This is a genomic window from Kitasatospora sp. NPDC008050 (assembly GCF_042957465.1).
Taxonomy (GTDB): Bacteria; Actinomycetota; Actinomycetes; order Streptomycetales; family Streptomycetaceae; genus Kitasatospora.
Genome location: NZ_JBIBIJ010000001.1, coordinates 480186 through 501632 on the forward strand (window position 1 = coordinate 480186; position 21447 = coordinate 501632).

Below are 21447 nucleotides of genomic sequence, written 5' to 3' on the forward strand. Positions count from 1 at the left end.
CTCACCCCTCCTCGGCGAGGATCAGGTAGAGCTTCTTGCGGGCCTCGACCAGGACGGCGAGCCCCTTGGTCCGCTGCTCCTCGGTGCCGGTCGCCATCACCTGGCGAATCGCCTGCTCCACCGAGGAGAGCGCCTGGCCGACCTCCTGCACCGCCTCCCAGTCGACGCCGCGCCCGGCCTCCTGCCAGGGCTCCGGCGCTCCGGCCTCGGCCGCCGCGCGGCCGGCCTCGGTCAGCGTGAACAGCCGCTTGCCGCCGGACTCCTGGGCCTCGATCAGGCCCTCCTCCTCCAGCAGCTGGAGGGTCGGGTAGACCGAGCCCGGGCTCGGACGCCAGGCCCCCGAGGTGCGCTCACCGATCTCGGTGATCATCTCGTAGCCGTGCATCGGCCGTTCGGTCAGCAGCGCCAGCAGCGAGGCGCGCACATCGCCGCGCCGAGCCCGCCCGCCGCGGTGGCCACCGCGCCCGCGGCCGCCGTGGCCACCGCGGAACCCGCCGAAGGGCCCACCGCCGAACGGACCGCCGAAGGGCCCACCGGGCCCGACGGGCGGCCCGTAGGCGCCGCGCTGCTCGGCGAACTCACCGGGGATGCGGTCGAACGGGCGACCGCCGTCTCGGCGGCCCCGGCCGCCTGAAGTCCTCTGCATACGCATGATGCGCACCACCTTTCGTGGATCGACCCCGGAGCGGTCACGAAGAGTCATGCCGCTCACGATGAGTCGCGATCGGATCGCGAGCTGGTCTCGTACGATCTCGATGCTTCGACGATATATCGGTAACTATCGCTCGTCAACAGTTACCGAGCGGCTCCCCGGCGCGCCGGGCACGGACCGCTACGGTGACCGGCATGGCCGGTGAAAAGGATCTTCAGAAGCTGCTCGCGGAACTGCGACCGGAGTTGAACCCGGGTCGGTTCGTCTACTGCACCTTCCCCGGGCGGGTGCCGGCCGGGCTGGCGCCGGTCGTGACGGTGGCCGAGCAGGAGGGGGTGACGGCCGTGGTGGCGCAGCAGGAGGCCGAGGAGCTGGGCCTGCCGTACGACTACCTGGCGGCCTGGATCACGCTGCGCGTGAACTCCGCGCTGGAGGCGGTCGGCCTCACGGCGGCGGTCGCCGGACGGCTGACCGAGGAGGGGATCAGCTGCAACGTGGTGGCCGGGTTCCACCACGACCATCTCTTCGTCGCGGCCGCGGACGCCGAGCGCGCGCTGCACGCCCTGGCGCAGCTGGCCGCCCAGGCGCAGGCGCAGGCCGAGTACGCATGAGCGCCGCCACCGCGGGCCTACAGCGGTGACGGCGGCTGGGCGGTGGCGGTGACGGCCGGGCCTACTGGCGGTGCAGCACGACCACCTGGTCGCGGTCGAAGACCACCTTGAAGGTCGAGCCGGGGTGCAGGGCCGCACCGTACCCGGGCAGGTCGGTCGGACCGCCCGCCCAGCCGGCCAGATCGATGAAGAGGTAGTCCGGCGCCGGCTGCTTGGCGCCGCCGATCCAGTACGCGTCGTCGCGCGCCGCCAGCTGGGCCAGCGGCGCTATCCCCGCCTCGACCCGCACGTTCGGCGGGATCTGCTCGATCGCCGCACGCAGCGCCGCCGCGTGCGCCCCGCCGCTCCAGGCCCCCGGGTCGGCGAGCCCGCCGAGCCCGACCGGCAGGCTCACCGTGCAGGCCAGCGCGATCCCCGGGGCGGCCGGCACCATGCCCTCGGCGAACCCCTTGAGCACCGAGTGCTCGGCGCGGCGGATCCGGTCGACGGCGTCCACCAGGGCCAGGAAGAGGATCGGCATCAGGGTCGCGTTGTAGTGCCAGTCCGGGCCCCAGAACATCGGGTTGGCGGAGCCGAACCGCCAGGCCAGGGTGGGCAGCGCGAGCAGCATCAGCGGCGAGCGCAGCGCCAGGAAGCCGACGATGCCCAGCAGCCAGCCGACCGTCTTCCAGACCGTCAGCCGGGTGAAGGGACCGCTCAGCACCTGCCACAGCTGCGGATGCTCGCCACCCGGCAGCTTGGACCAGTAGTCGAACTGGTGGTTCGGGTTGAAGTGCGGGATCAGCACCAGGATGGTCAGCGCCGTGAAGACCACGCCGAAGACCAGCAGCACCCCGCCGGCGTACCAACGGCGCGCGCGCAGCACCAGCACCACGCCGACCGCCGCGGCCGTCAGCCCGAGGTCCTCCTTGACCAGCACCAGCGGCATCGCCCACCAGGCGGCCCGCTCCCAGTTGCCGAGCAGGATCTGACGGCACACCAGGGCGAGCAGCGGGACCGCGAAGGCGATCTCGTGGAACTCCGCGTCGAGCGCGCGCTGCAGGCCCCAGGAGAGACCGTAGGCGGTGCCGATCAGCAGCCCGCGGCTGGTCGAGCCGCCGAGCACCCGGGCGGCGGTGTCCGAGACCACCCCCACCGACCAGGCGAACAGCGCCGCCTGCGCGAGCAGCAGGGTGGCCGCCGAGGGGACCAGCCAGTAGGCGGGGGCGAGCAGCGCCAGGATCGGCGACCAGTGGTCGCCCAGCGCGTTGAACCCCGGCCCCTTTATCGAGACCACCGGCGCGTGCAAGTGCGCGTAGCCCTTGACCACTTCGGTGAAGATGCCGAGGTCCCAGGAGGGCGAGCCGAAGCGCTCGTAGCGCACCATCGCGAGCAGGCCGTACCCGGCCAGGAAGGCCAACGCGAGCGCCAGGTGCGGCCAGCAGCCGCTCAGCCGGGTCAGGCCGCCGACCCGCGCGGCACGCGCCACCCGTACCGCACGGCCCCAACTGGGGACGCGCTGGATCGGGATCGCGCTCTCGCGTGTCTCGGCCATGCCGGTGCCTTCCGATTGGATGTACGAAAGAGGCACGCTACCCCGAGCGGGATCGAACGGCACGACCGTGCCCGGAAAGGCACAGCGCTTCCACTCCTTGGGGCACACCCCGGGGCCTGTCCGGCGGACCCGGCAAGGCCCGTCGGACAGGCCCTCGGGCCTAGGGTGGATGCCATGTCTTCCACATCGCTGCCCGACGTGCTCCGGATCGTCTCCCGCTCCTCGCCCATGGCACTCGCCCAGGTGGAGCGGTTCCGCACTGAACTGGCCGTGCTGCACCCGGGAATCCGCACCGAAGTGGTCCCCGTCAGCACCGCCGGCGACCGCTGGACGGGCGCGCTGTCCGCGCTCGGCGGCAAGGGCGCGTTCACCAAGGAGGTGGACGCCGCGCTGCTCGCGGGCGAGGCGGACGTGGCCGTGCACTGCGTCAAGGACGTGCCCGCCGACCGACCGCTGCCGGCCGGCACCGTCTTCGCGGCCGTGCTGCGCCGCGACGACCTGCGCGACGCGCTGGTGCACCCCGACGGTCTGACCCTCGATCAGCTGCCCCCCGGGAGCCGGATCGGCACCTCCTCGGTCCGCCGGGTCGCCCAACTGGCCGTCAGCCACCCCCACCTGAGCTGCGTGCCGATGCGCGGCAACGCCAACAGCCGGCTGGCGAAGCTGGCGGCCGGCGAGGCCGACGCGCTGCTGCTGGCCGCCAGCGGACTCGCCCGGATCGGCGAGGAGCGGCAGATCAGCGAGGTGCTGAGCCTGGAGACGATGTGCCCGCCGATCGGCGCCGGGGTGCTGGCGCTGCAGTGCCGCGAGGAGGACGCCAGCACCATCGAGGCGGTGCGCGCGCTGAACGACGAGGCCACCTGGCGGGAGACCACCGCCGAGCGGATGTTCCTGCACGTGCTGCAGGGCCACTGCAACAGTCCGATCGCCGGCTACGCGCGCGCCGAACGGGACGGCAGGCTCTCGCTGCGCGGGCGGGTCTTCTCGCCGGACGGCAAGGACGTGCTGGACGCCCACGAGTGGGCCGGGCCGCTGGACCCGGCCACCCTGGGGACCTCGGTGGCGGTGGCGCTGCTGCGGCAGGGCGCGCGGGAGCTGATCGACAGCATTCCGCACTGACCGCGCGCGGCCGGCCGCTTCGCAGGGGCCGGCGCTTCGGAGGGCCGGCGGCAGTGAACGCCCCGGCCGCTCCGAACGATCCGGTGGCCCGGCTACTTGAACCAGTGGCGGACGCCGCGGTGCTGCGAGCAGGTGCCCTGGAAGTGCGCGGAGTCGGAGGTGCTGCCGTCGGCGCACTCGGCGGTCTCGCCCGAGTGCGCCGGGGTCAGGCCGAGGTCCCAGCCGCAGTCGCCGACGCTGTGCGAGGCGCAGCTGCCGGCGGGGGCCTGGGCCGGGGCCGGTGAGGTCGGCTCGGCGGCGGGCCGGGTCGGCTCCGCGGGCTTCGTCGGCTCCGCGGCCGGGGTGGGCGGCTTCGCGGTGGTCGGCTTCGCGGTGGGCGGGTGCGTCGGCTGCTGGCTCGGCGCGTGGGTGGTCGGGGCCACCGGGCTCGCACTCGTCGGCGCGGGTGCGGGTACCGGTGCGGACGAGGCGGGCGCCGGCGCCTGGGTCGTCGAGGTGGCCGCCGGCTGGGCCTTCGCGGAGTCCGTCGCGTTCGGATCGCACCCCGCCGTCAGCAGCACCGCCGCCACCGCGCCCGCCACGATCCAGCCACCGGCCCCGCGCGAACCCTTCGTCCAGTTCCCCACTGGTCCCCCACCCCTCGTACGTCTCTCGGACATGAATGCGTCCGATCTTCATACTTTATTAAGGGGTACTGACACCACCCTTCACACGGTCACCGATTGGTCACGCCGCGCATCAGCCGCTACTCCCCCTCCCGTCGGTGCTCCTCCGCCGCCTCGGCCACGCCCGCCTCGTGCCCGGCCGCGTAGACCCGGCGCACGAAGTCGGCGGCCTGTTCCTGCGTCAGGTCGCTGGTGAGTGTCATCAGCTCGTCAGAGAATCGGATCAACCAGTGCTGTCGGTGTGCCATGCCCTCTATGACACAGCGTCAGATGTCCGCCGCGCACGCCGGCCTCACCCGTTCGGGGGTTCGAGCCCCGTACACGACGCCGATCCGCGAGACTGACCGCCAGCATGCCCCGCGAGGAGCATCCGACACTCTGGGAACCCCTGGGAACAGCCGATGCCGATCACCCAGCACCTGCCGATGGTCCAGCACATCCAGCACAGCGTCGACCCGCTGCCCGACTGCCGGCTCCAGGAGTCGGAGGTGACGGCGGCCCGCTGGATCCCGCTCGCCGAGCTGACCGACCGGCGGCTGCGCGAGCGGCTGACCGGGCCCGGCCCGGATGCGGGGGTCGACCAGGGATCCGCGAGCATGTCCGCATGACCTCCAAGTACGCCCACGTCGAACGCGAGCGCCGCTTCCTGCTCGCCGCGCCACCGGACCCGGCGGCCGTCACCGCCACCCGCCGGATCACCGACCGCTACCTGGACGGCACCCGGCTGCGGCTGCGACGGATGGCCCGGGTGGACGACGGCACGGTGGTGTACAAGTTCACCCAGAAGCTGCCCGCCGAACGGCCGGGCCCAGTACAGGGGTTGATCACCAACACCTATCTGACGGCCGCCGAGCACCAGGTGCTCGCCGCCCTCCCGGCGGCGGTCCTGAGCAAGACCCGGCTCAGCGTGCCGCCGCTCGGCATCGACGTCTTCGACCCGCCGCTGCACGGGTTGGTGCTCGCTGAGGCCGAGTTCACCAGTGACGAGGCCGCCGAGGCGTTCCGGCAGCCGGCCGGGGCCGTCGCCGAGGTGACCGCGGACGCGCGCTTCACCGGCGGCCGGCTGGTCCGCACCGGGCGGGCGGAGCTGCTCGGCTGGCTGGCCGGGTACGGGATCGCGGTGGCGGAGGCCTGAACCCCGGGCGGTAGGGTCGCCCCGCACGGAACCAACGGACCGGGGGCGGAGCGGATGGCACGGGTACTGCTGCTGGACGCGGCACCGGGCGAGTTGCTCGGGCGGGAGCTGACCCGGCTGCTCGACCACGGGCTCGCCGTCACGCTCAACCTGCGCCGCGTCCCGGCCGCCGAGCGCCCGGCGGTGCTCGCCGCCTGGGAGGGCCGGGTCGAGTTCACCGACTTCGACGCCTTCGACCAGCAGGCGCTGATCGCCGCCACGGTCCAGGGCGGGCACGGCCACGACGCCGTCAAGTCCCGTTCGGGCCCGGCCCTGCGCGCGGCGTTCCTGGCGGCGGCCGCCGATCCGGCGCTGACCCACCCGCTGCGGGTGATCGGCCGGGCGGGCGCGGGCACCGATCACGTCGAGCTGCCCGCCGCCACCGCGCACGGCATCACCGTGACCCACACGCCCGGTGCCAATGCCGCCGCGGTGGCCGAGTTCGCGCTGGCCCAGCTGCTCACCCTGACCCGCCGGCTGCAGGAGCACAACCAGGACGCACACCAAGGGCGTTGGCCGGCCACGGTGGCCCCGGTCGCCGAACTCTCGGAACTGGCGCTGGGAATCGTCGGCGCCGGCCGGATCGGACAGGCGCTCGCCGGGCGGGCCGCCGCGCTCGGGATGACCGTGCGGACGCTGGGGCGGGACGGCGACCTGGCGGCGCTGCTGGCCGGCAGCCAGGTGGTCTCCCTGCACCTGCCGCTCACCGAGCGGACCCGCGGCCTGATCGGCCGGGCCGAGCTGGCCCTGCTGCCGCCCGGGGCGATCCTGCTGAACACCGCGCGCGGCGGCATCGTCGACGAGCGGGCGCTGGCCGAGGCGCTGCGCGACCCGGCGCACCCGCTGGCGGCCGCCGCCGTCGACACCTTCGAGCACGAGCACGCCGCCTTCGACTCGCCGCTCTTCGGGCTGCCGAACGCGCTGCTCACCCCGCATGTGGCGGGGATGACCCGCAGCGCGATGGCCACCGCCGCACTGCGCTGCGCGGACCAGCTGGCGGCGCTGCTGGCCGGCGCCCGCGCGGGCGTGCCGGTGGTGAACTGAGCCGGAGCGACCGCTGAGCAGGCGTCAGTAAGGCATCAGGAGCGGGGCCATGATCGTTGGGATCTCGTCAAGAGCGGATGAACCCGGGTTGAACTCCGGTCAGCTGGACGGGTGCCAACTCCCCCACTCCCCGATGTGCCGTCCCCCACCGGCGGCTACCGCAACGCCCCCACCGGGGACCCGCCGTACAACGGGCCGGGCCTTCCGACGCTGCCGAGCCTCGACGGCACCCTGGTGGTCGACTTCAGCCTGGTCGGCAAGGCCGGGACCGACGCGAGCAACGCGGCCGACACCATGGCCAGCGCCTGGACCGCCCTGAGCTCCGCCGCCCTGTTCGGCGCGGACCCCTGGGGCGACGACGCGGCCCTCGGCCAGGGCTTCGACCAGGAGTTCGCGCAGCCACGGGACGATCTGCTGAAGGCGATACAGGCACTGCCCGACGCCCTGAAGCACCTCGCCGACGCCCTCGGTGGCTCCCACGCCACTCTCAAGAACGGCGACGAGAAGAGCAAGGATCTCGTCCAGTCGTTCTCGCCCCCCGGCACCGGAGGCGCGTGATGGCAGTCGATGCTCCGCACGCCCACCTGTCGCAGGACGTTCAGAACATCATCATGCTCCTCGTAGGCAACCAGTGGCCCACCGGGGACGAGAGTTCGCTGCGGACCGAGGCGGCCGCCTGGGCCGCGGCGGGGGCCTCCGTCCGCACCTGCATCCAGGACCTGACAGACGCCAAGGCCCAGCTCGACCGAGGACTGACCGGCGCCACCAAGGACGCTTTCGACGCCTATCTGACCAAGCTCGTCGTCGCCGACGACGCCGCGATGCCGCTCATCGCCCAGTGCTGCGACGCCGCCGCCGAGGCGCTGAACAATCTGGCGAACGAGATCGAGACCCTGCGGATCGAGATCATCGGCGCGGCGGTGGTCCTCGCCATCCAGTTGGCGATCGATATCGCGATGTGGATCTTCGGTGGCGCGGCGGCGGCGCCCGTGGAGATCGCGATCACCCGGGCCACCGTGCTGGCGTTCCTGCGCAAGGCGCTGATCAGTGCGCTGGCCCGGATCGCCGAGTCGGTGCTGGCCCAGGTCGGCTTCGACCTGCTGGCCCAGGTGATCGAGCTGGCCCAGGGGCACCGCAAGTCGATCGACGGCAGCGAGCTGAACATGGCGGCCATCAACGGCGCGATCGGCGGCGCGGTCGGCGTCGGCGCCGGGTGGCTCGGCAAGGGTCTCGCGAAGGGCCTGGGCAAGGGCCTCGGGAAGGGCTTCACCTCGCTGACCGGCAAGGAGGCCGGCAAGTTCGCCAAGGGCGCGGCCGACCTGGCCTGGAACACCGGCTACGGCGCGCTGACCGGGATGGCCGAAGGTGCTGCGCAGGACGCGAGGTGGAACCTGTCGGGCGACTACGTCTCCGGCGCGGCCAACGGCGCGTTCGGCGGGGCGTGGGGTTCGCGGCACTCGGCGATGAACCCCGGGAACAAGTTCTCCCTCTCGCCGGCGGACCACTTCGAGGGCTGGCTGAACGGCAAGCTGGAGGGGCCGCGGCCGCCCGGCGGTGGCAGCCACGGCGGACCGGACATCGAGCTCAAGCCGCTTCCGTCGCTCCCGCCGCCGGATCTCGACAAGCCGCTCCCGCCACCGCCGGTCCCCAACGCGACCAGGCCACCGGCGTCGCAGAATCCGCCGATGACGGTGGTCGACCCACCACCGGTCCCCAGGGGCACCCGGCCGAACTATCCGCCACCACCGCCGGCCGACCCGCCACCGGTCCCCAGGGGCACCCGGCCGAACTATCCGCCAACGACGTCAGCCGGCCCATCGGCAACCGAGGACGCCCCACCGCCACCGCCCCAGCACGCCCCGCCGACGACCGGTGGCCCTCCCGTGCTGCCGTTCCCGGACTTCGGGCCGGATCTGCCGACGCACCTGTTCGATCCGACACCACCGCCGAGTCCGCATCCGCACACCGTCTCGGACTCCATCCTGTCCGCGCTCAGCCCCAGTACGTAGGAGAGCCCCTGAGTCGGCGTCAGGCCGGCAGGCCGCCCCTGGTCTCCGAGCACACCTGACCGGCGCCGCACCAGCGCGAGTTCGCGCCGGTGCGGCGCTCGTAGGACTGATCGCGGAGCCGCTCGCAGAGCCGCTCGCGATCAGCGGGCCGTCACGCCGTGACGGGCGCGGTCCAGGCCGTCGACCAGGTCTGGGGGCCGACGATGCCGTCGACCTGGAGGCCCTTCTCCTGCTGGAACTGACGGCAGATCGAGACGCTCTGCTCGCCGTACCAGCCGTCCACGCCGATCGACCAGCCGCGGTCCGCCATCTGCTGCTGCCAGAGCCGGACGTTGCCGTCGTGCAGCAGCGGGTTCTGCAGCCGGAAGTACTCCCCCGGCCAGGCCGGCGCGCCGGCCACTGGCGCGAACGACTGTGCCCAGGAGTGCAGTTGGGCCGTGCTGTCGAGGTGGCAGTAGTCCTTGTCCGCGTCGCCGGTGTCGTCGTACTGGTGGAAGAGCCAGTCCGCCGTGATCCCCGGCTGACCGGCCGGGGCACCGGCGGTGGCGATCCACAGGAAGTCCTGGAAGAACCCGGTGGTGTCGATGTTGCGCCAGTAGTCCAGGTTGCAGTACAGGCCGACCGGGCTGTTCGGCATCCGGCCCTTGACGTACCGCAACCAGGCGTCCTTGTAGCCCGCTTGCGCGCTCGGCGCGACGCTTCTGTTGGTCGCGTCGTAGCCCTCCCAGTCCAGACAGAGCAGCTCGCCCTGCTGCGGCCGCACCAGCGAGAGGAAGTAATCGGCCTCCGTCTGCGCTGAGTTGGCCATGTCGGGGTAGTGGTAGTACCCCACCACGAGCCCCGCCGCGCGGGCGTGGTCGCGCTGCGCGGCCCACTCGGGATTGGTGTAGGTGGTGCCCTGGCTGACCTTGATGAACGCGAAGCTCAGGCCGGTCGTGTCCGGCGTGGCCGACTGGTAACTCGCCCAGTCCTGACCGTAGATCCCCAACGGACTCCTCCGTCTTCGGCGACCCTGGGCCGCCCGGCACCCCGTCCGCGGCGCACTCGCACCGTGCGGTTCGCGGTGTCGGTCCGGCTGCTGACGTGGTCTGTATGCCCACCTGTCGGCACGCCACGCGCGGGCGACGGCAGCTGCTTCGCCAACGTCCATCCGGCACCCGGCTCACCGGCGACGCCCCGAACGGCGAACACCCCTCCCCCGCCGGGCGGCGGAGTGAGGGGCGGTTGAGTCGGCCTGTACGCCGGGTTCTGTCTCCCGGGGTGCTTGCGCGGCCCGGGGAGGCGGTCATCCATCTAGGGCTGCCGTTGCCGACAGCCTCGTGCGGTCTACCCGCGAGCTCGGGCGAGCAGCCCTCGAACACCCGCGCACGGCGCCCGAAGGCACCGATCTTGACCTTGCTCCGAGTGGGGTTTACCGAGCCGGCCGAGTCACCTCGGTCGCTGGTGGTCTCTTACACCACCGTTTCACCCTTACCCGCCGCCGCTTGCGCGGCCACGGGCGGTCTGTTTTCTGTGGCACTGTCCCGCGGGTCACCCCGGGTGGGCGTTACCCACCACCCTGCTCTGTGGAGCCCGGACGTTCCTCGGCGGATCCGTGAGGATCCGTCGCGACCGCCCGGCCGGCTCAACCGCCGTGCTGGCTATCGTAGCCGGTCGGAGCGCACCGGCCGGACAGCGGGCCGCACGGGCGGCGAGGCGGCGGGGTCGGTGGGGTCGGTGGGGTCGAGGCGGGCGGCGACCCGGTCGGCGGTGCCGCGGGCCCAGCCGGTGGTGGTGAGCACACCGAGCAGGGCGATCACCAGGCCGAGTGCGGTGATGATCCACCAGCCGGCGTGGCTGGCCGGGGCCAGGCCGGTGGCCAGCGGGCCCACCACCGCGGCGGTGACCACGGTGCCGATCACCGCGACGCCCAGCGACTGGCCGACCTGGCGGCTGGTGGAGGCGACCGCCGCCGCGACCCCGGCCTGCGCGCGGGGCATGCCGCTGACCGCCGCGTTCGTGATCGGGGCGTTGACCAGACCGAAGCCGAGCCCGAACAGGCTGTAGGCGACCAGCAGCAAGGCGGCCGGGGAGGTGTCGGTCAGCCGGGTGAGCAGCGCTCCGCTGGCGGCCAGCGCGGGGCCGGCGATCAGCAGTGGCAGCCGCGGGCCGCGCGAGCCGACGATCCGCCCGGAGATCGGGGCGCAGACCAGCGTGAAGGCGGCGATCGGCAGCGTCCACAGGCCGGCCGTAACCGGGCTGTAGTGGCGCACGTCCTGCAGGTAGAGGGTGTTGAGGAAGAGGAACCCGCCGAGCGAGGCGAAGGCGCAGACCGCGATCACGGTCGCCCCGCTGAACGGCGCACTGCGGAAGAACCGCAGGTCGAGCAGGGGCTCACGACGGCTGCGCTCCCAGAGCGGGAAGGCGGTCAGCGCGGCCAGCGCGATCACGGCCAGCGTCAGGATGCCCGGCGAGGTCCAGCCCTGCCCGGGGCCCTCGATGATGGTGGCGGTGCCGGCGCCGAGCGCGACGATCGCCAGCAGCTGGCCGACGGGGTCGAGCCGGCGCGGCTTCGGCGCCCGGGACTCGGGGACGAAGCGGGCCGCCAGCACGATCGCCAGCAGGCCGATCGGGATGTTGATCAGGAAGATCGAGGGCCAGCCGTAGCTGTCCACCAGCAGGCCGCCGACCACCGGGCCGAGCGCCATGCTGATGCCGACCACGCCGCCCCAGACGCCGATGGCCTGGGCCCGCTCCCGCGGATCGGTGAAGACGTTGGTGATGATCGACATCGCGACCGGGTTGAGCATCGAGCCGCCGATCGCCTGGACGGCGCGGAAGGCGATCAGCCAGCCGAGGCTCGGCGCGATGCTGCACAGCAGCGAACCGAGCACGAAGAGCAGCAGGCCGATCTGGAAGATCCGACGGCGCCCGATCCGGTCGGCGACGGAGCCGGAGAGGATCAGCAGCGAGGCCAGCACCAGGGTGTAGGCGGCGATCACCCACTGCAGTCCGGAGGCGGGTGCGTGCAGGTCCCGCTGGATGGCGGGGAGCGCGACGTTGACGATGGTGTTGTCGAGTCCGACTATCAGCAGGCTCAGGCAGCAGATCGCCAGGATCAACAGGCGCCGCCGCCGGGTGAGGGCGGTCGGCTCGGTCACGTCATTCACTCAGCCATCCTATGCATTCGTAGGATGATTTCGGAATGCCTCTCAGGCAGAGGTATTCATCGGATCCGTCAGCGCGAGCCGGCCAGCGCCTCGCAGTACGCCTTCAGGCCGGCCGCCTCCAGGGCGAGGTAGCGCCGGGTCAGGCGGCCCAGCAGCAGCCCGGCGAGCCAGCCGAGCGGACCGTTCTGCCGCAGCTCCAGCGTCACCTCGGTGCCCTGCGGCTCGGCGGCTCCCCGCGGGTACGGGTACAGCAGGTGCGCCGCCACCGTGCGCACCCCGGGCGCCTTGCTCTGCCAGGTGAACGAGCTCGCCGGCTCGAAGACGGTCACCTGCCACCGGGCACCCGGCAGCCGGGGCTGCTTGACCCAGGCCTCGGACCCGACCCCGAACGGCGAACCCGCCGCGGCCGACCCGCCGGGGCGGGGCAGGATCCGGATCAGCTCCACCGTCGGCGTCCACTTGCGCCAGCTCTGGACCTCGGACAGCACCGCCCAGACCGCCTGTGGCGAGGCGAGGATCTCGACCTGCTCGATGTATCTCGGCATCGTGTACCCCCTCGCCTCCATGGTAGGGAGCCCGCCGGCGGGCCCGGTAGATTTGCACGGCACCGTCCGAACCGCTGGAGCACGAAAGAGGAGGCCGCGCATGGCGTTCCAGGTCCTGCTGCCGCCGTCCGAGGGCAAGGCCGAGGCGCCCGACGGCCCGCCGCTCGCGCTGCCCGGGCTCTCGCTGCCCGCGCTGACCGGGGCTCGCGGGCGGGTCCTGGACGCGCTGGTCGAGCTGTGCCGCGGCGAGGAGGACACCGCCGCCGAGGTGCTCGGGCTCAGCAAGGGCCTGCGCGGCGAGATCGCCCGCAACGCCGCCCTGCGCACCGCGGGCACGCTGCCGGCCGGCGAGCTGTACACCGGCGTGCTCTACGACGCGCTCGGCCTCGGCAAGCTGGACGAGGCCGCCTACGCGCGGGCCGAGCGCTCGCTGCTGATCTTCTCCGGCCTGTGGGGCGCCGTCCGGCTCGGCGACCGGATCCCGGCCTACCGCTGCTCGGGCGGGGTGAAGCTGCCCCCGCTGGGCGCGCTCGGGGCCTTCTGGCGCGGCGAGCTGGCCGAGGTCCTGCCGGGCGAGGCGGACGGGCTGGTGCTGGACCTGCGCAGCTCGGCGTACGCGGCCTCCTGGAAGCCGGCCGGCGAGATCATCACCCGCACCGCCACCGTGCGGGTGCTCCAGGAGCGGGACGGCAAGCGCAGCGTGGTGAGCCACTTCAACAAGGCCACCAAGGGGCGGCTGGTGCGCGACCTGCTGAACTCGGGCGCGGAGCCGGCCACCCCGGGCGCGCTGCTGGAGGTGCTGCGCGACCTCGGCTACACCGTGGAGGTCGCGGCGGCCGGCACGGCGCGCAAGCCGTGGCAGCTGGACGTGGTGGTCACCGAGATCCACTGAGCGTGCCTCAGGGGCCTTGCCGCGCAAGGCCCCTGAGTGAAGATCAGCGCTGAGCGACGATCAGCGCAGGTGGCCGGTGTCGTTGAGCAGCCGCAGCGAGGCGTTGCCGTCGCTGTAGTACTGCACCGCGCAGAGCGAGGCGGCCGACAGCTCCATCCGGTAGACCGCGTCCGGCGGGGCGCCGAGTGCGAGCCGGGCCAGCGTCTTGATCGGGCTGACGTGCGAGACCACCAGCACCGTCCGGCCCGCGTACCGGGCCAGGATCTTGTCCCGGGCCACGCCCACCCGCTGGGTCAGCGCGGCGAAGCTCTCGCTGCTGCCGGTCGGCCTGGCCTTGGTGGAGGCGAGCCAGGCGTTCAGGTCCTCGGGGTGGCGCTCCTGCACCTCGGCGAAGGTCAGCCCCTCCCAGGCGCCGAAGTCCAGCTCGCGCAGCCCCTCCTCGATCCGCACCGGCAGGCCCAGCCGCACCGCGACGGCCTCGGCGGTCTGCCGGGCGCGCAGCATCGGCGAGCTGACCACGGCCTCCACGGTGCCGCGCGCGGCCAGCGCCTCGGCGGCCCGCTCGGCCTGCCAGCGGCCCTTCTCGGAGAGTTCCGGGTCGCTGCCGGTGCTGCCGGAGAACCGCTTCTGCGGGGTCAGTGCCGTCTCACCGTGCCGCAGCAGCACCAGCGTGGTGGCGACCACCTGCTCGCCGGCCATGGCCCAGCCCGAGTGCGGCGCGGGAGCCTCCAGCGCCGGCTCCTCAACGGCCGCGGCAGGGGCGACGGGGTGGGGCTGCGGCTCGCCCTTGGGCTGCCACGGCCGGCCCGCCTGGCCCGCGTCCATCGCCTCGTTGGCCAGCCGGTCCGCGTCCTTGTTCCGCTCGCGCGGGATCCAGGAGTAGGCGACCTGCCCGTGCGGGAAGACCGTGCGCGCCTCGGCGGCCAGCGGCTGCATGTCCGGGTGCTTGATCTTCCAGCGCCCGGACATCTGCTCGACCACGAGCTTGGAGTCCATCTTGACGTCCACGCTCGCGGCCGGGTCGATCTCGTGTGCCGCCCGCAGGCCGGCGATCAGACCCCGGTACTCGGCCACGTTGTTGGTGGCCCGGCCGATGTACTCGGCGGCCTCGGCGATGATCCGGCCGGTGTCACCGTCGCGGACCACCGCGCCGTAGCCGGCCGGGCCCGGGTTGCCCCGGGAACCGCCGTCGGCCTCGACGGTCAACCTGCGGGCGGTCACCGGATCAGATGCCCGACTCTGCGGTGCGCACCAGGATCCGGCCGCAGTTCTCGCAGCGCACGACCGCGTCCTTGGGCTCGGCCTTGATCGCGTTCAGGTCGGAGACCGCGAACTCGACCCGGCAGCCCTCGCAGCGGCGCTGGTAGAGCCGGGCCGCGCCGACGCCGCCCTGCTGCTCGCGCAGCCGGGTGTAGAGCTTGATCAGGTCGGCGGGGACCACCTGGGCCACGGTCTCGCGGTCCCGGCTCACCTTGGCGGCCTCGGCGTCGATCTCGGCGAAGGCCGCATCGCGACGGGTGACGGCCTCGCCCAGCACGACCTCGGCGTGCTCCAGCCGGGCCGTCAGCTCGGTGACCCGGGTCTGGGCCGACTCCAGGCGCTCCATCACCTCCAGCACCACGTCCTCCAGGTCGGCCTGGCGCTTGGCCAGCGAGCCGATCTCGTGCTGGAGGTTCTCCAGGTCCTTGGCGGAGGTGACGGAACCGGAGTCCATCCGCTGCTGGTTGCGGGTGGCGCGGCTGCGCACCTGGTCCACGTCCTGCTCGGCCTTGGTCAGCTCGCGGGCGGTGTCGCCCTGCTGGGCCTGGGCGGCGATGACGAGGTCCTTGAGCGCGGTGTGGTCGGCGTTGGCCTTGTCGATCTCCGCGTGCTCGGGCAGGGTGCGGCGCCGGTGGGCCAGCTGGTCGAGCTTGGAGTCGATGGCCTGCAGGTCGAGGAGGCGGATCTGGTCGGCGGGCGCGGCGTTCAAGCGGGGGGCTCCTGTGATGACGGGGTCGAGCGGATGGAAGGTATCGGGGGCGCGCGGGGCGCCGGGGGCGGAGCTAGCGGGCCGACGGCGGTTCGAACGGCATCGGCGCGTGCGCCGTCCACGGGTCGGTGACCAGGGTGGAGACGCGGGTCGTGAGGTCCCAGCCGGCCTTGGCGGCGGCCGCGCCGAGGTCGCGGGCGGCCAGCCTCAGCCAGGGCCACTCGGTGGCCCAGTGCGCCGCGTCGAGCAGCGCGATCTCCGGGCCTGCCTCGGCGGCCTCGGAGGCCGGGTGGTGGCGCAGGTCGGCGGTCAGGTAGGCGTCCACGCCCGCGGCCCGGACCTCGGCGAAGAAGCTGTCGCCGGAACCGCCGCAGACCGCGACCCGGCGGATCGGGCGCCGCGGGTCGCCGGCCACCCGCACACCGGCGGCGGTCGCGGGCAGACCGGCCGCCACCTGGGCGGCGAAGTCGGCCAGGGCCAGCGGCTCGGGCAGCTCGCCGATCCGTCCGGTGCCCCGGCGGCCGGCCGGGTCGCTCGGGTCCGGGATCAGCGGTCCGGTGATCCGCAGGCCGACGGCTTCGGCCAGCGCGTCGGAGACGCCCGGGTCGGCGTGGTCGGCGTTGGTGTGCGCCACCTGCAGGGCGATGCCGGCCCGGATCAGGGTGTGCACCACCCGGCCCTTGAAGCTGCTCGCGGCCACACTGGTGGTGCCGCGCAGATAGAGGGGGTGGTGGGTGACCAGCAGGTCGGCGCCCCAGGCCACCGCCTCGTCGACCACCGGCTGCACGGGGTCGACGGCGAACAGCACCCGGCGCACCTCGTCGTCCGGATCGCCGCAGACCAGGCCGACGGCATCCCAGGACTCCGCCCACTGGGGCGGGTAGAGCTCGTCGAGCGCGTTGATGACGTCGGACAGTTTCGGCACCCGTTGAGACTACCGCGCGCCGGGGCGCCGCCGGGGCCGCGGGCCGGGCGGGGAACGGGCGCGGAGCTCTCGGGGAGCGGGTGCGGGGCTCGTGGCCCGGCTCCCGGGCCGGGCGTCAACCGGGGTGCGGCGGCACCCGCACCCCGGCCCGGCTCACCGCGCCCGGCGCCGCCTTGGCAGAGCGGGACGGGCGTCCGCAGCGGAACGCGCCTGCGGATCACCCTAACGAGTGAAGTGACCCGGCCCGCGGATGAGTGCCTCCGGTCCCAAAAGTAACTTCTGTGGGGTGAACGGGAGTTGCCTGCCCAGCAGGAGACCGGGAGCACCGGCGGCGAGTCGGCGCAGAGTCGGCGCAGAGAGATTGGGGTGGGAAGCGGATGGGGGTGGGCATAGCGCTGCGCCCGGCCGGGGGGCCGGAGCCGGTGGGGAGCACCTGGCGGACCGGGACGCCCGCCGACGACACGCTGGTGCAGGTGGCCCGGGCGGCCGTGGCCGGCGTCGGGACGCCGGGTGGGGGTGTCGCGGGCGGCTGGGGGGCCGCCTTCGACGACTTCTGGTGCACGGTGCGGCCGACGGGTGCACGGTGCGGCCGGCGGCGGGAGGGGGGCGCCGTGCTGATCGGTGACCGGTACGCGCTGACGACGGCGGTGCGACACGGCAGCAACGGCGGGGTGTTCCTGGGCACCGACACCCGCACCGGCGATCCGGTGGTGATCAAGCAGGCCCTGGCCCACATCGAGGTGGACCGGGCCGGCACCGAGGCCCGCACCGCGCTGCGCCACGAGGCCCGGCTGCTGGGCGAGCTGGCCGGGCTCGGGCTCACCGCACGGCCACTGGGGCTGATCGAGCAGGCGGACTCGCTGCTGCTCGTCCGGGAGCACCTCCCCGGCCAGCCACTGGGCAGCTGGGTGGCGGCCCGGCTGACCCCGGGCGGCGCGCCGGGCGTGCCGTGGGAGCAGGCCGGGCCGATGGCGCTGGCGCTGGTCGGCCTGCTGGCCCGGGTGCACGCCCACGGGCTGGTGCTGCGCGACCTGTCCCCCGAAAACGTGCTGGTCACCCCGCAGGCCCAGGGGCCGCGGCTGCACCTGATCGACCTCGAACTCGCCTGCGCGGCGGGCACCGTGGCCGGCGCCGCGGGCACCCCGGGCTACCGGGCGCCGGAGCAGACGGCGGCGGGCGGCTGGCCGCCGGCCGCCCGCGGCAGCCGGCCGGCGGCGCCGGCGGCCGACCTGTTCGCACTCGGCGGCCTCCTCTTCCTGCTCGCCACCGGGCACGACCCGCTGCTGCCCGAGGCCCCGGGCCGGCCGGTGCCCGAACGGCTCGGCCGCTGGCTCGCGCTGGCCGCCCGCGAGGGCGACACGGCACGGCGGCTGGCCCCGGCGGTGCTCGGCCTGCGGGCCGAACAGCCCGGCGGGCGCTGGACCTTGGACCGGCTACGGGAGCTGCTGGCCGGGGTGCGGGCAGCGGCACCGGCGGGCGCGCCGGCCGGGCCGCCACCGGAGCAGGTCGATCGCGTCCTCGACCGGGTCCTGCTCGACGGGCTGCGGCAACTGGCCGCGAGCGCCACTTGGCGGCGCTCCGACCGGCTCTGGCCCAGCGTCCCCGCCGGGCAGCACACCGACCCGTGCACCGTCCAGCACGGCGCGGCCGGCGTGCTCGCGCTGCTGGCCCGCGCCCTGCGGCAGCCCGGCCTGCTGCCCGCCGAACCGCGCTCCGCCGTCGAACTGACCGCCCGCCGGGCCGCGCAGTGGATCGAACGGCGCTGCGCCGCCGAGCCGTTGGCACTGCCGGGGCGGCACTTCGGACGCTCCGGCGCGGCCTGGGCGCTGCTGGACGCCGCCGAAGCGCTCGGCGACCCGGCGCTCGCCGAGCGGGCCCGCCGGCTGGCCGCGCCCGTCCCCCCGCACTGGCCCGGCCCCTCACACCGGCCCGACCCCGCGATCTGCCACGGCGCGGCCGGCGCCGGGTTCCTGCGGCTGCGGCTGGGCGAAGCGGAGGCCGCGCTGACCATCGCCCGGGGGCTGCTGGCGGTGGCCGAGGAGGAGGCCTACGGCACCGTCCGGACGGTGCCCGAGGACGTCGACTCCAGTCTGACCGGCCGCACCCACCTCGGCCACGCGCACGGTGTGGCGAGCGTCGGCGCCTTCCTGCTCGCCGTGCACCAGGCCACCGGCGACCGCGCTTCGCTGGCCGGCGCCGAGCGCGCCGCCCACGCCCTGGCGGCCACCGCGCGCCGGGGCGGCACGGCCGCCCGGTGGCAGCGGAGCGCCGGCGAGCCGCCCGGCGTCCGCCTCGCGCACGGGTGCAGCGGCTCCTTGGGCGTGGGCAGCTTCCTGGTCCGGCTCTGGCAGCAGACCGGCGACCCGGCCCTGCGCGAGCTGACGGTGGCGGCCGGCCTCGCGGTGCTCGACGGCCGCCGGCACAGCGCTACCGGCGCCTGCCCCGGCCTGGCCGGCAACGGCGATTACCTGCTGGATCTGGCCCGGGCCACCGGCGAGCCGCGGTTCTCGGCCGGGGCGCGCGAGCTGGCCGAGCTGATCGCGGCCCGCGCGACCCTGCAGGACGGCCTGCTGGTACTGCCGGACGGGACCGGGACGGGCTGCGCGGCCGGCTACGGCACCGGCACGGCCGGCCAACTCGCCTTCCTGCTGCGACTGCGCCACGGCGGCCCGCGGCTCTGGCTGGACCCGGCGGTGGTCCCGGACGCCGAGCCGGCCGAGCCGAACCGGCCCACCAGCAGCTTCGAAGAGGTGTCCCCGTGACCGCCACCCTGCACACGACGGCGTCGGCCCTGCGCCGGCTGAGCTTCACCTTCGCCGCCGACGGCTCGCACGCCGCCTGCCTGGCGGCCGGCGCCACGGGCGGCTGGTACGCCGAGAGCTGGCGGCTGGCCGCCGACGCGCCGGCCGTGCCGACCGCCCTGCCGCTGCCCGGCGGCCGCGCCGAGCAGGTGCGCTCGCAGCTGGTGTCGCTGCCGGACGGACGGGTGCTGGTCTGCCGGCACGACGGCGAGCGCCACGACCTGGTGCTGCTGTCCGCCGCCGCGCAGCCCGGCGGGCCCGCGGTGGAGCAGCCGCTGGCCACCCTGCGGATGCCGGGCCTGCGCCTGCTCGCGATGCCCGCGGACGGCGCGCCGCCGGACGGCGCGCCGCCGGACGGCGCCCCGGCGGACGGCGCCCCGGTGGCCGTGGCACTCGGCACCGACACACTCCCCCGCGGCAGCGGCGGCGGCCTGCTCGCGACCACCACCGCCTGGCTGGTGTACGCCGACGGCCGCGCGCCGTGCCGGGTCGCCGAACTCCCCGGGCTGCACGGCGGCGGTGTCTGGCTGGACCACGGCGGCCGGCTGCTCGCGCTGGACGGGGTGCGCGCCAAGGTGGTCAAGACCGTCGCGCTCGATCTGCGGCTCGGCACGGTGACCCCGCTGCTGGAGATCGCCGAGCGCAGCAACGACCGGCTGCTGCTCTGCGACCCCGCCACCGGCCTCCTGCTGCTGCGCAGCGACGCCCCCGGCGAGGACCGGCTCGGCTGGGGCGTCCTGGGCAGCGCCGACCCGGTGCGCTTCCCCGACTGCCTGCACGCCCCCGGGCGGCTGCTGCGGCCGGTGGCGCTGGAGCCCGGGGCGGCGCGGGCGGCGCACAGCCGGGTGGCCGTCCAGCTCGACCACGGCGCCGGCTCGGCGCTGGCCCTGTGGCGGCCGGCCGCCGGGCAGCTGGAGCCGCTGGCCGTGCCGCCGGGGCGGCTCGGCGCCATCGGGCACTGGTCACCGGCCGGGCTGCGGATGCCGTACTCCGCGCCCGACCACCCGGCCGCCCTCGCCACGCTCCGCGTCGACCTGCTGCGCGACCACGCGGCGCCGCCGCTGACACCGGTGGCCAGCGGCCTGGCGACCGGGCCGGCCACCGGGCTCTGCGGAGCGCCGGGCGGCGGGCAGCGGTGGTCGTCCGCCTCGCCGTGGTCGACCGCCTCGGCGTGGTCGACCGCCTCGCCGTGGTCGACCGGTACCCCGACGGCGCCGCGGGCCGGCTGGCGGCTGGACGGCAGCACCGCCCCCGCCCGGGGCGGCGGCTGGCACGGCGCGCGCACGCTGGAACTGGCGGGCCCCGCCGGACCGTTGGAGGCCGTGGTGTACGGCGGCGAGGGCTGGCTGAGCAGCCCGCAGCTGGTGCTCGCCCTGCACGGCGGGCCGGCCGACGCCTGGCGGCTGGAGTTCGACCCCGCGCTGCAGCGGATGGCCGCGGCCGGCCTGGCGGTGCTGGCGCCCAACCAGCGCGGCAGCACCGGCTACGGCACCGAGCACGCGATGGCGATCCGTGGCGCCTGGGGCGGGCCGGACCTGGCCGACGTGCTCACCCTGCTGGCGGGCGTCGCCACCCGCCGCGCTGCCCTGGGCCTGGCGCCGCCCGCCCTGTTCGGGGTCAGCTACGGCGCTTTCCTGGCCCTGCTGGCCTGCGCCCACGCGCCGCGCGAGCAGGTGGCGCGCTGCGCGGTGGTGGCCCCGTTCCTGTCCGGCGCGCGGCTGCTGGCCGAGGCCACCGCGCCGGTGCGGGCGCTGACCGGCCGGCTCGGTGGCGACGAGCCGGCCGAGGACGCCTACGGCCCGCGTGACGTGCTGCCGCTGGCCGACCGGCTGACCGCCCCGCTGCTGATCGTCCACGGCGACCGGGACGAGGCCGTCCCGGTCGGCCAGTCCCGCGCGCTGCGGCACGCGCTGCTGCGCCTGGGCCGGGTGGAGGGCGCCGACTTCCGCTACCTGGAGGTGGCCGGCGCCGGCCACGAGGTGCTCGCCGAGGAGGGCTCGGCCCTCCTGCACGAGCTGCTGGCCGGCTTCCTGCGCGGCGATCGGACCGCCTGAGGCCTGTCCGGGTGAGCCACCGAAAAGGTTCGAACACGTCCCGTCCGAACCGTGATCGCTCGCCGGACACGCCGACGTGTGCCCCATCGGCCCCGGCCGGCACAGCCCGCCCCACCGGCGGGTCGGCGCCTCGCCTCGGGCGGCACAGCGCAACTCGATAGGCTCTTGTCCCACCCTGCCGTTAGGGTGGCTAACCAACGGGGTGATCGCCTCGGCGTGTCGCGGCCCACCGCGGCCCGCCAGGTGTCGGTTCCCCGTGCCCGGCCCGGTCACGGCCGGCGGTGCCGTGCGGCACCACAGACCA

At 74.7% G+C, this 21447-nt stretch carries 20 protein-coding genes and 1 other RNA gene; 10 read left to right on the forward strand and 11 right to left on the reverse strand.

The features are described from left to right. Nucleotide 1: 1 nt before the first annotated feature. A complete protein-coding gene (locus ACFZB9_RS02030; RefSeq protein ID WP_391443316.1) occupies nucleotides 2-646 on the reverse strand; it encodes a PadR family transcriptional regulator in 645 nt (214 codons plus the stop codon). Nucleotides 647-846: 200 nt separating this feature from the next. Between ACFZB9_RS02030 and ACFZB9_RS02035 the strand changes: the two genes are divergently transcribed. Continuing rightward, nucleotides 847-1263: an ACT domain-containing protein gene (locus ACFZB9_RS02035; protein ID WP_391442940.1), complete on the forward strand. Its 417-nt coding sequence runs from the start codon at nucleotides 847-849 to the stop codon at nucleotides 1261-1263. Nucleotides 1264-1324: 61 nt separating this feature from the next. Here the strand turns inward: ACFZB9_RS02035 and ACFZB9_RS02040 are convergent, their stop codons facing one another. Further along, nucleotides 1325-2797, reverse strand: a complete 1473-nt coding sequence (locus tag ACFZB9_RS02040) for a DUF2079 domain-containing protein (protein ID WP_391442941.1) — start codon at nucleotides 2795-2797, stop codon at nucleotides 1325-1327. 174 nt (nucleotides 2798-2971) lie between these two features. On the opposite strand from ACFZB9_RS02040, the gene hemC reads away from it, so the two are divergent. Beyond that, a complete protein-coding gene (gene hemC, locus ACFZB9_RS02045; RefSeq protein ID WP_391442942.1) occupies nucleotides 2972-3916 on the forward strand; it encodes a hydroxymethylbilane synthase in 945 nt (314 codons plus the stop codon). A 92-nt stretch (nucleotides 3917-4008) separates the two neighbouring features. On the opposite strand, the gene ACFZB9_RS02050 is transcribed toward hemC, so the two are convergent. Both ACFZB9_RS02050 and ACFZB9_RS02055 read right to left on the reverse strand, forming a co-directional pair. After that, on the reverse strand, nucleotides 4009-4542 hold the full coding sequence (locus tag ACFZB9_RS02050; protein WP_391442943.1) for a DUF3761 domain-containing protein: 534 nt from the start codon (nucleotides 4540-4542) through the stop codon (nucleotides 4009-4011). Between the two features lie 119 nt (nucleotides 4543-4661). Next, nucleotides 4662-4784, reverse strand: a complete 123-nt coding sequence (locus ACFZB9_RS02055) for a hypothetical protein (protein ID WP_391442944.1) — start codon at nucleotides 4782-4784, stop codon at nucleotides 4662-4664. 198 nt (nucleotides 4785-4982) lie between these two features. On the opposite strand from ACFZB9_RS02055, the gene ACFZB9_RS02060 reads away from it, so the two are divergent. The 5 genes from ACFZB9_RS02060 (at nucleotide 4983) to ACFZB9_RS02080 (ending at nucleotide 8808) form a co-directional block, all read left to right on the forward strand. After that, complete coding sequence (locus ACFZB9_RS02060) at nucleotides 4983-5189, forward strand: hypothetical protein (protein WP_391442945.1); 207 nt, start codon at nucleotides 4983-4985, stop codon at nucleotides 5187-5189. After that, nucleotides 5186-5716, forward strand: coding sequence for a hypothetical protein (locus tag ACFZB9_RS02065; protein WP_391442946.1), 531 nt, complete (start codon nucleotides 5186-5188; stop codon nucleotides 5714-5716). Before ACFZB9_RS02060 ends, ACFZB9_RS02065 begins: the two co-directional genes overlap by 4 nt. 54 nt (nucleotides 5717-5770) lie before the next feature. Beyond that, nucleotides 5771-6799 (forward strand): NAD(P)-dependent oxidoreductase, encoded by a 1029-nt coding sequence (locus ACFZB9_RS02070; RefSeq protein WP_391442947.1) that lies wholly within the window; start codon nucleotides 5771-5773, stop codon nucleotides 6797-6799. 135 nt (nucleotides 6800-6934) lie between these two features. Then, nucleotides 6935-7357, forward strand: coding sequence for a hypothetical protein (locus ACFZB9_RS02075; RefSeq protein ID WP_391442948.1), 423 nt, complete (start codon nucleotides 6935-6937; stop codon nucleotides 7355-7357). Beyond that, nucleotides 7357-8808, forward strand: coding sequence for a hypothetical protein (locus ACFZB9_RS02080; protein WP_391442949.1), 1452 nt, complete (start codon nucleotides 7357-7359; stop codon nucleotides 8806-8808). The genes ACFZB9_RS02075 and ACFZB9_RS02080 overlap by 1 nt, the downstream gene beginning before the upstream one ends. Before the next feature lie 151 nt (nucleotides 8809-8959). Here the strand turns inward: ACFZB9_RS02080 and ACFZB9_RS02085 are convergent, their stop codons facing one another. The 4 genes from ACFZB9_RS02085 to ACFZB9_RS02100 all read right to left on the reverse strand — a co-directional run bounded on the left by ACFZB9_RS02085 (nucleotide 8960) and on the right by ACFZB9_RS02100 (nucleotide 12502). Beyond that, complete coding sequence (locus ACFZB9_RS02085) at nucleotides 8960-9796, reverse strand: GH25 family lysozyme (RefSeq protein WP_391442951.1); 837 nt, start codon at nucleotides 9794-9796, stop codon at nucleotides 8960-8962. A gap of 233 nt (nucleotides 9797-10029) precedes the next feature. Continuing rightward, an RNA gene (gene rnpB / locus ACFZB9_RS02090) (RNase P RNA component class A) lies at nucleotides 10030-10435 on the reverse strand. Nucleotides 10436-10448: 13 nt separating this feature from the next. Then, nucleotides 10449-11948: a DHA2 family efflux MFS transporter permease subunit gene (locus ACFZB9_RS02095; protein ID WP_391443317.1), complete on the reverse strand. Its 1500-nt coding sequence runs from the start codon at nucleotides 11946-11948 to the stop codon at nucleotides 10449-10451. 77 nt (nucleotides 11949-12025) lie between these two features. Next, nucleotides 12026-12502 carry an SRPBCC family protein gene (locus tag ACFZB9_RS02100; protein ID WP_391442952.1) on the reverse strand — a complete coding sequence of 159 codons (477 nt, stop codon included), beginning with the start codon at nucleotides 12500-12502 and terminating at the stop codon, nucleotides 12026-12028. Between the two features lie 100 nt (nucleotides 12503-12602). Between ACFZB9_RS02100 and yaaA the strand changes: the two genes are divergently transcribed. Next, complete coding sequence (gene yaaA, locus ACFZB9_RS02105; RefSeq protein WP_391442953.1) at nucleotides 12603-13394, forward strand: peroxide stress protein YaaA; 792 nt, start codon at nucleotides 12603-12605, stop codon at nucleotides 13392-13394. Between the two features lie 60 nt (nucleotides 13395-13454). Here yaaA and ACFZB9_RS02110 read toward each other — a convergent pair whose 3' ends face one another. The 3 genes from ACFZB9_RS02110 to ACFZB9_RS02120 form a co-directional block, all read right to left on the reverse strand. Further along, complete coding sequence (locus ACFZB9_RS02110) at nucleotides 13455-14615, reverse strand: bifunctional RNase H/acid phosphatase (RefSeq protein WP_391442955.1); 1161 nt, start codon at nucleotides 14613-14615, stop codon at nucleotides 13455-13457. A 4-nt stretch (nucleotides 14616-14619) separates the two neighbouring features. Continuing rightward, nucleotides 14620-15363: a zinc ribbon domain-containing protein gene (locus ACFZB9_RS02115; RefSeq protein ID WP_391442957.1), complete on the reverse strand. Its 744-nt coding sequence runs from the start codon at nucleotides 15361-15363 to the stop codon at nucleotides 14620-14622. 73 nt (nucleotides 15364-15436) lie between these two features. Next, a complete protein-coding gene (locus tag ACFZB9_RS02120) occupies nucleotides 15437-16288 on the reverse strand; it encodes a Nif3-like dinuclear metal center hexameric protein (RefSeq protein WP_391442958.1) in 852 nt (283 codons plus the stop codon). A 377-nt stretch (nucleotides 16289-16665) separates the two neighbouring features. Here ACFZB9_RS02120 and ACFZB9_RS02125 point away from each other — a divergent pair, with 377 nt between their 5' ends. Then, nucleotides 16666-19050 carry a lanthionine synthetase LanC family protein gene (locus tag ACFZB9_RS02125; protein ID WP_391442960.1) on the forward strand — a complete coding sequence of 795 codons (2385 nt, stop codon included), beginning with the start codon at nucleotides 16666-16668 and terminating at the stop codon, nucleotides 19048-19050. After that, nucleotides 19047-21143 (forward strand): alpha/beta fold hydrolase, encoded by a 2097-nt coding sequence (locus ACFZB9_RS02130; RefSeq protein ID WP_391442961.1) that lies wholly within the window; start codon nucleotides 19047-19049, stop codon nucleotides 21141-21143. Before ACFZB9_RS02125 ends, ACFZB9_RS02130 begins: the two co-directional genes overlap by 4 nt. The last annotated feature ends 304 nt before the right edge of the window (nucleotides 21144-21447 follow it).

Bases quoted from the DNA above. Each gene is read 5' to 3' on its own strand.
- ACFZB9_RS02040 (WP_391442941.1), bottom strand. From the start codon at position 2,797: ATGGCCGAGACACGCGAGAGCGCGATCCCGATCCAGCGCGTCCCCAGT.
- ACFZB9_RS02065 (WP_391442946.1), top strand. From the start codon at position 5,186: ATGACCTCCAAGTACGCCCACGTCGAACGCGAGCGCCGCTTCCTGCTC.
- ACFZB9_RS02070 (WP_391442947.1), top strand. From the start codon at position 5,771: ATGGCACGGGTACTGCTGCTGGACGCGGCACCGGGCGAGTTGCTCGGG.
- hemC (WP_391442942.1), top strand. From the start codon at position 2,972: ATGTCTTCCACATCGCTGCCCGACGTGCTCCGGATCGTCTCCCGCTCC.
- ACFZB9_RS02125 (WP_391442960.1), top strand. From the start codon at position 16,666: ATGGGGGTGGGCATAGCGCTGCGCCCGGCCGGGGGGCCGGAGCCGGTG.
- ACFZB9_RS02030 (WP_391443316.1), bottom strand. From the start codon at position 646: ATGCAGAGGACTTCAGGCGGCCGGGGCCGCCGAGACGGCGGTCGCCCG.
- ACFZB9_RS02080 (WP_391442949.1), top strand. From the start codon at position 7,357: ATGGCAGTCGATGCTCCGCACGCCCACCTGTCGCAGGACGTTCAGAAC.
- ACFZB9_RS02035 (WP_391442940.1), top strand. From the start codon at position 847: ATGGCCGGTGAAAAGGATCTTCAGAAGCTGCTCGCGGAACTGCGACCG.
- ACFZB9_RS02060 (WP_391442945.1), top strand. From the start codon at position 4,983: ATGCCGATCACCCAGCACCTGCCGATGGTCCAGCACATCCAGCACAGC.
- ACFZB9_RS02055 (WP_391442944.1), bottom strand. From the start codon at position 4,784: ATGACACTCACCAGCGACCTGACGCAGGAACAGGCCGCCGACTTCGTG.
- ACFZB9_RS02100 (WP_391442952.1), bottom strand. From the start codon at position 12,502: ATGCCGAGATACATCGAGCAGGTCGAGATCCTCGCCTCGCCACAGGCG.
- yaaA (WP_391442953.1), top strand. From the start codon at position 12,603: ATGGCGTTCCAGGTCCTGCTGCCGCCGTCCGAGGGCAAGGCCGAGGCG.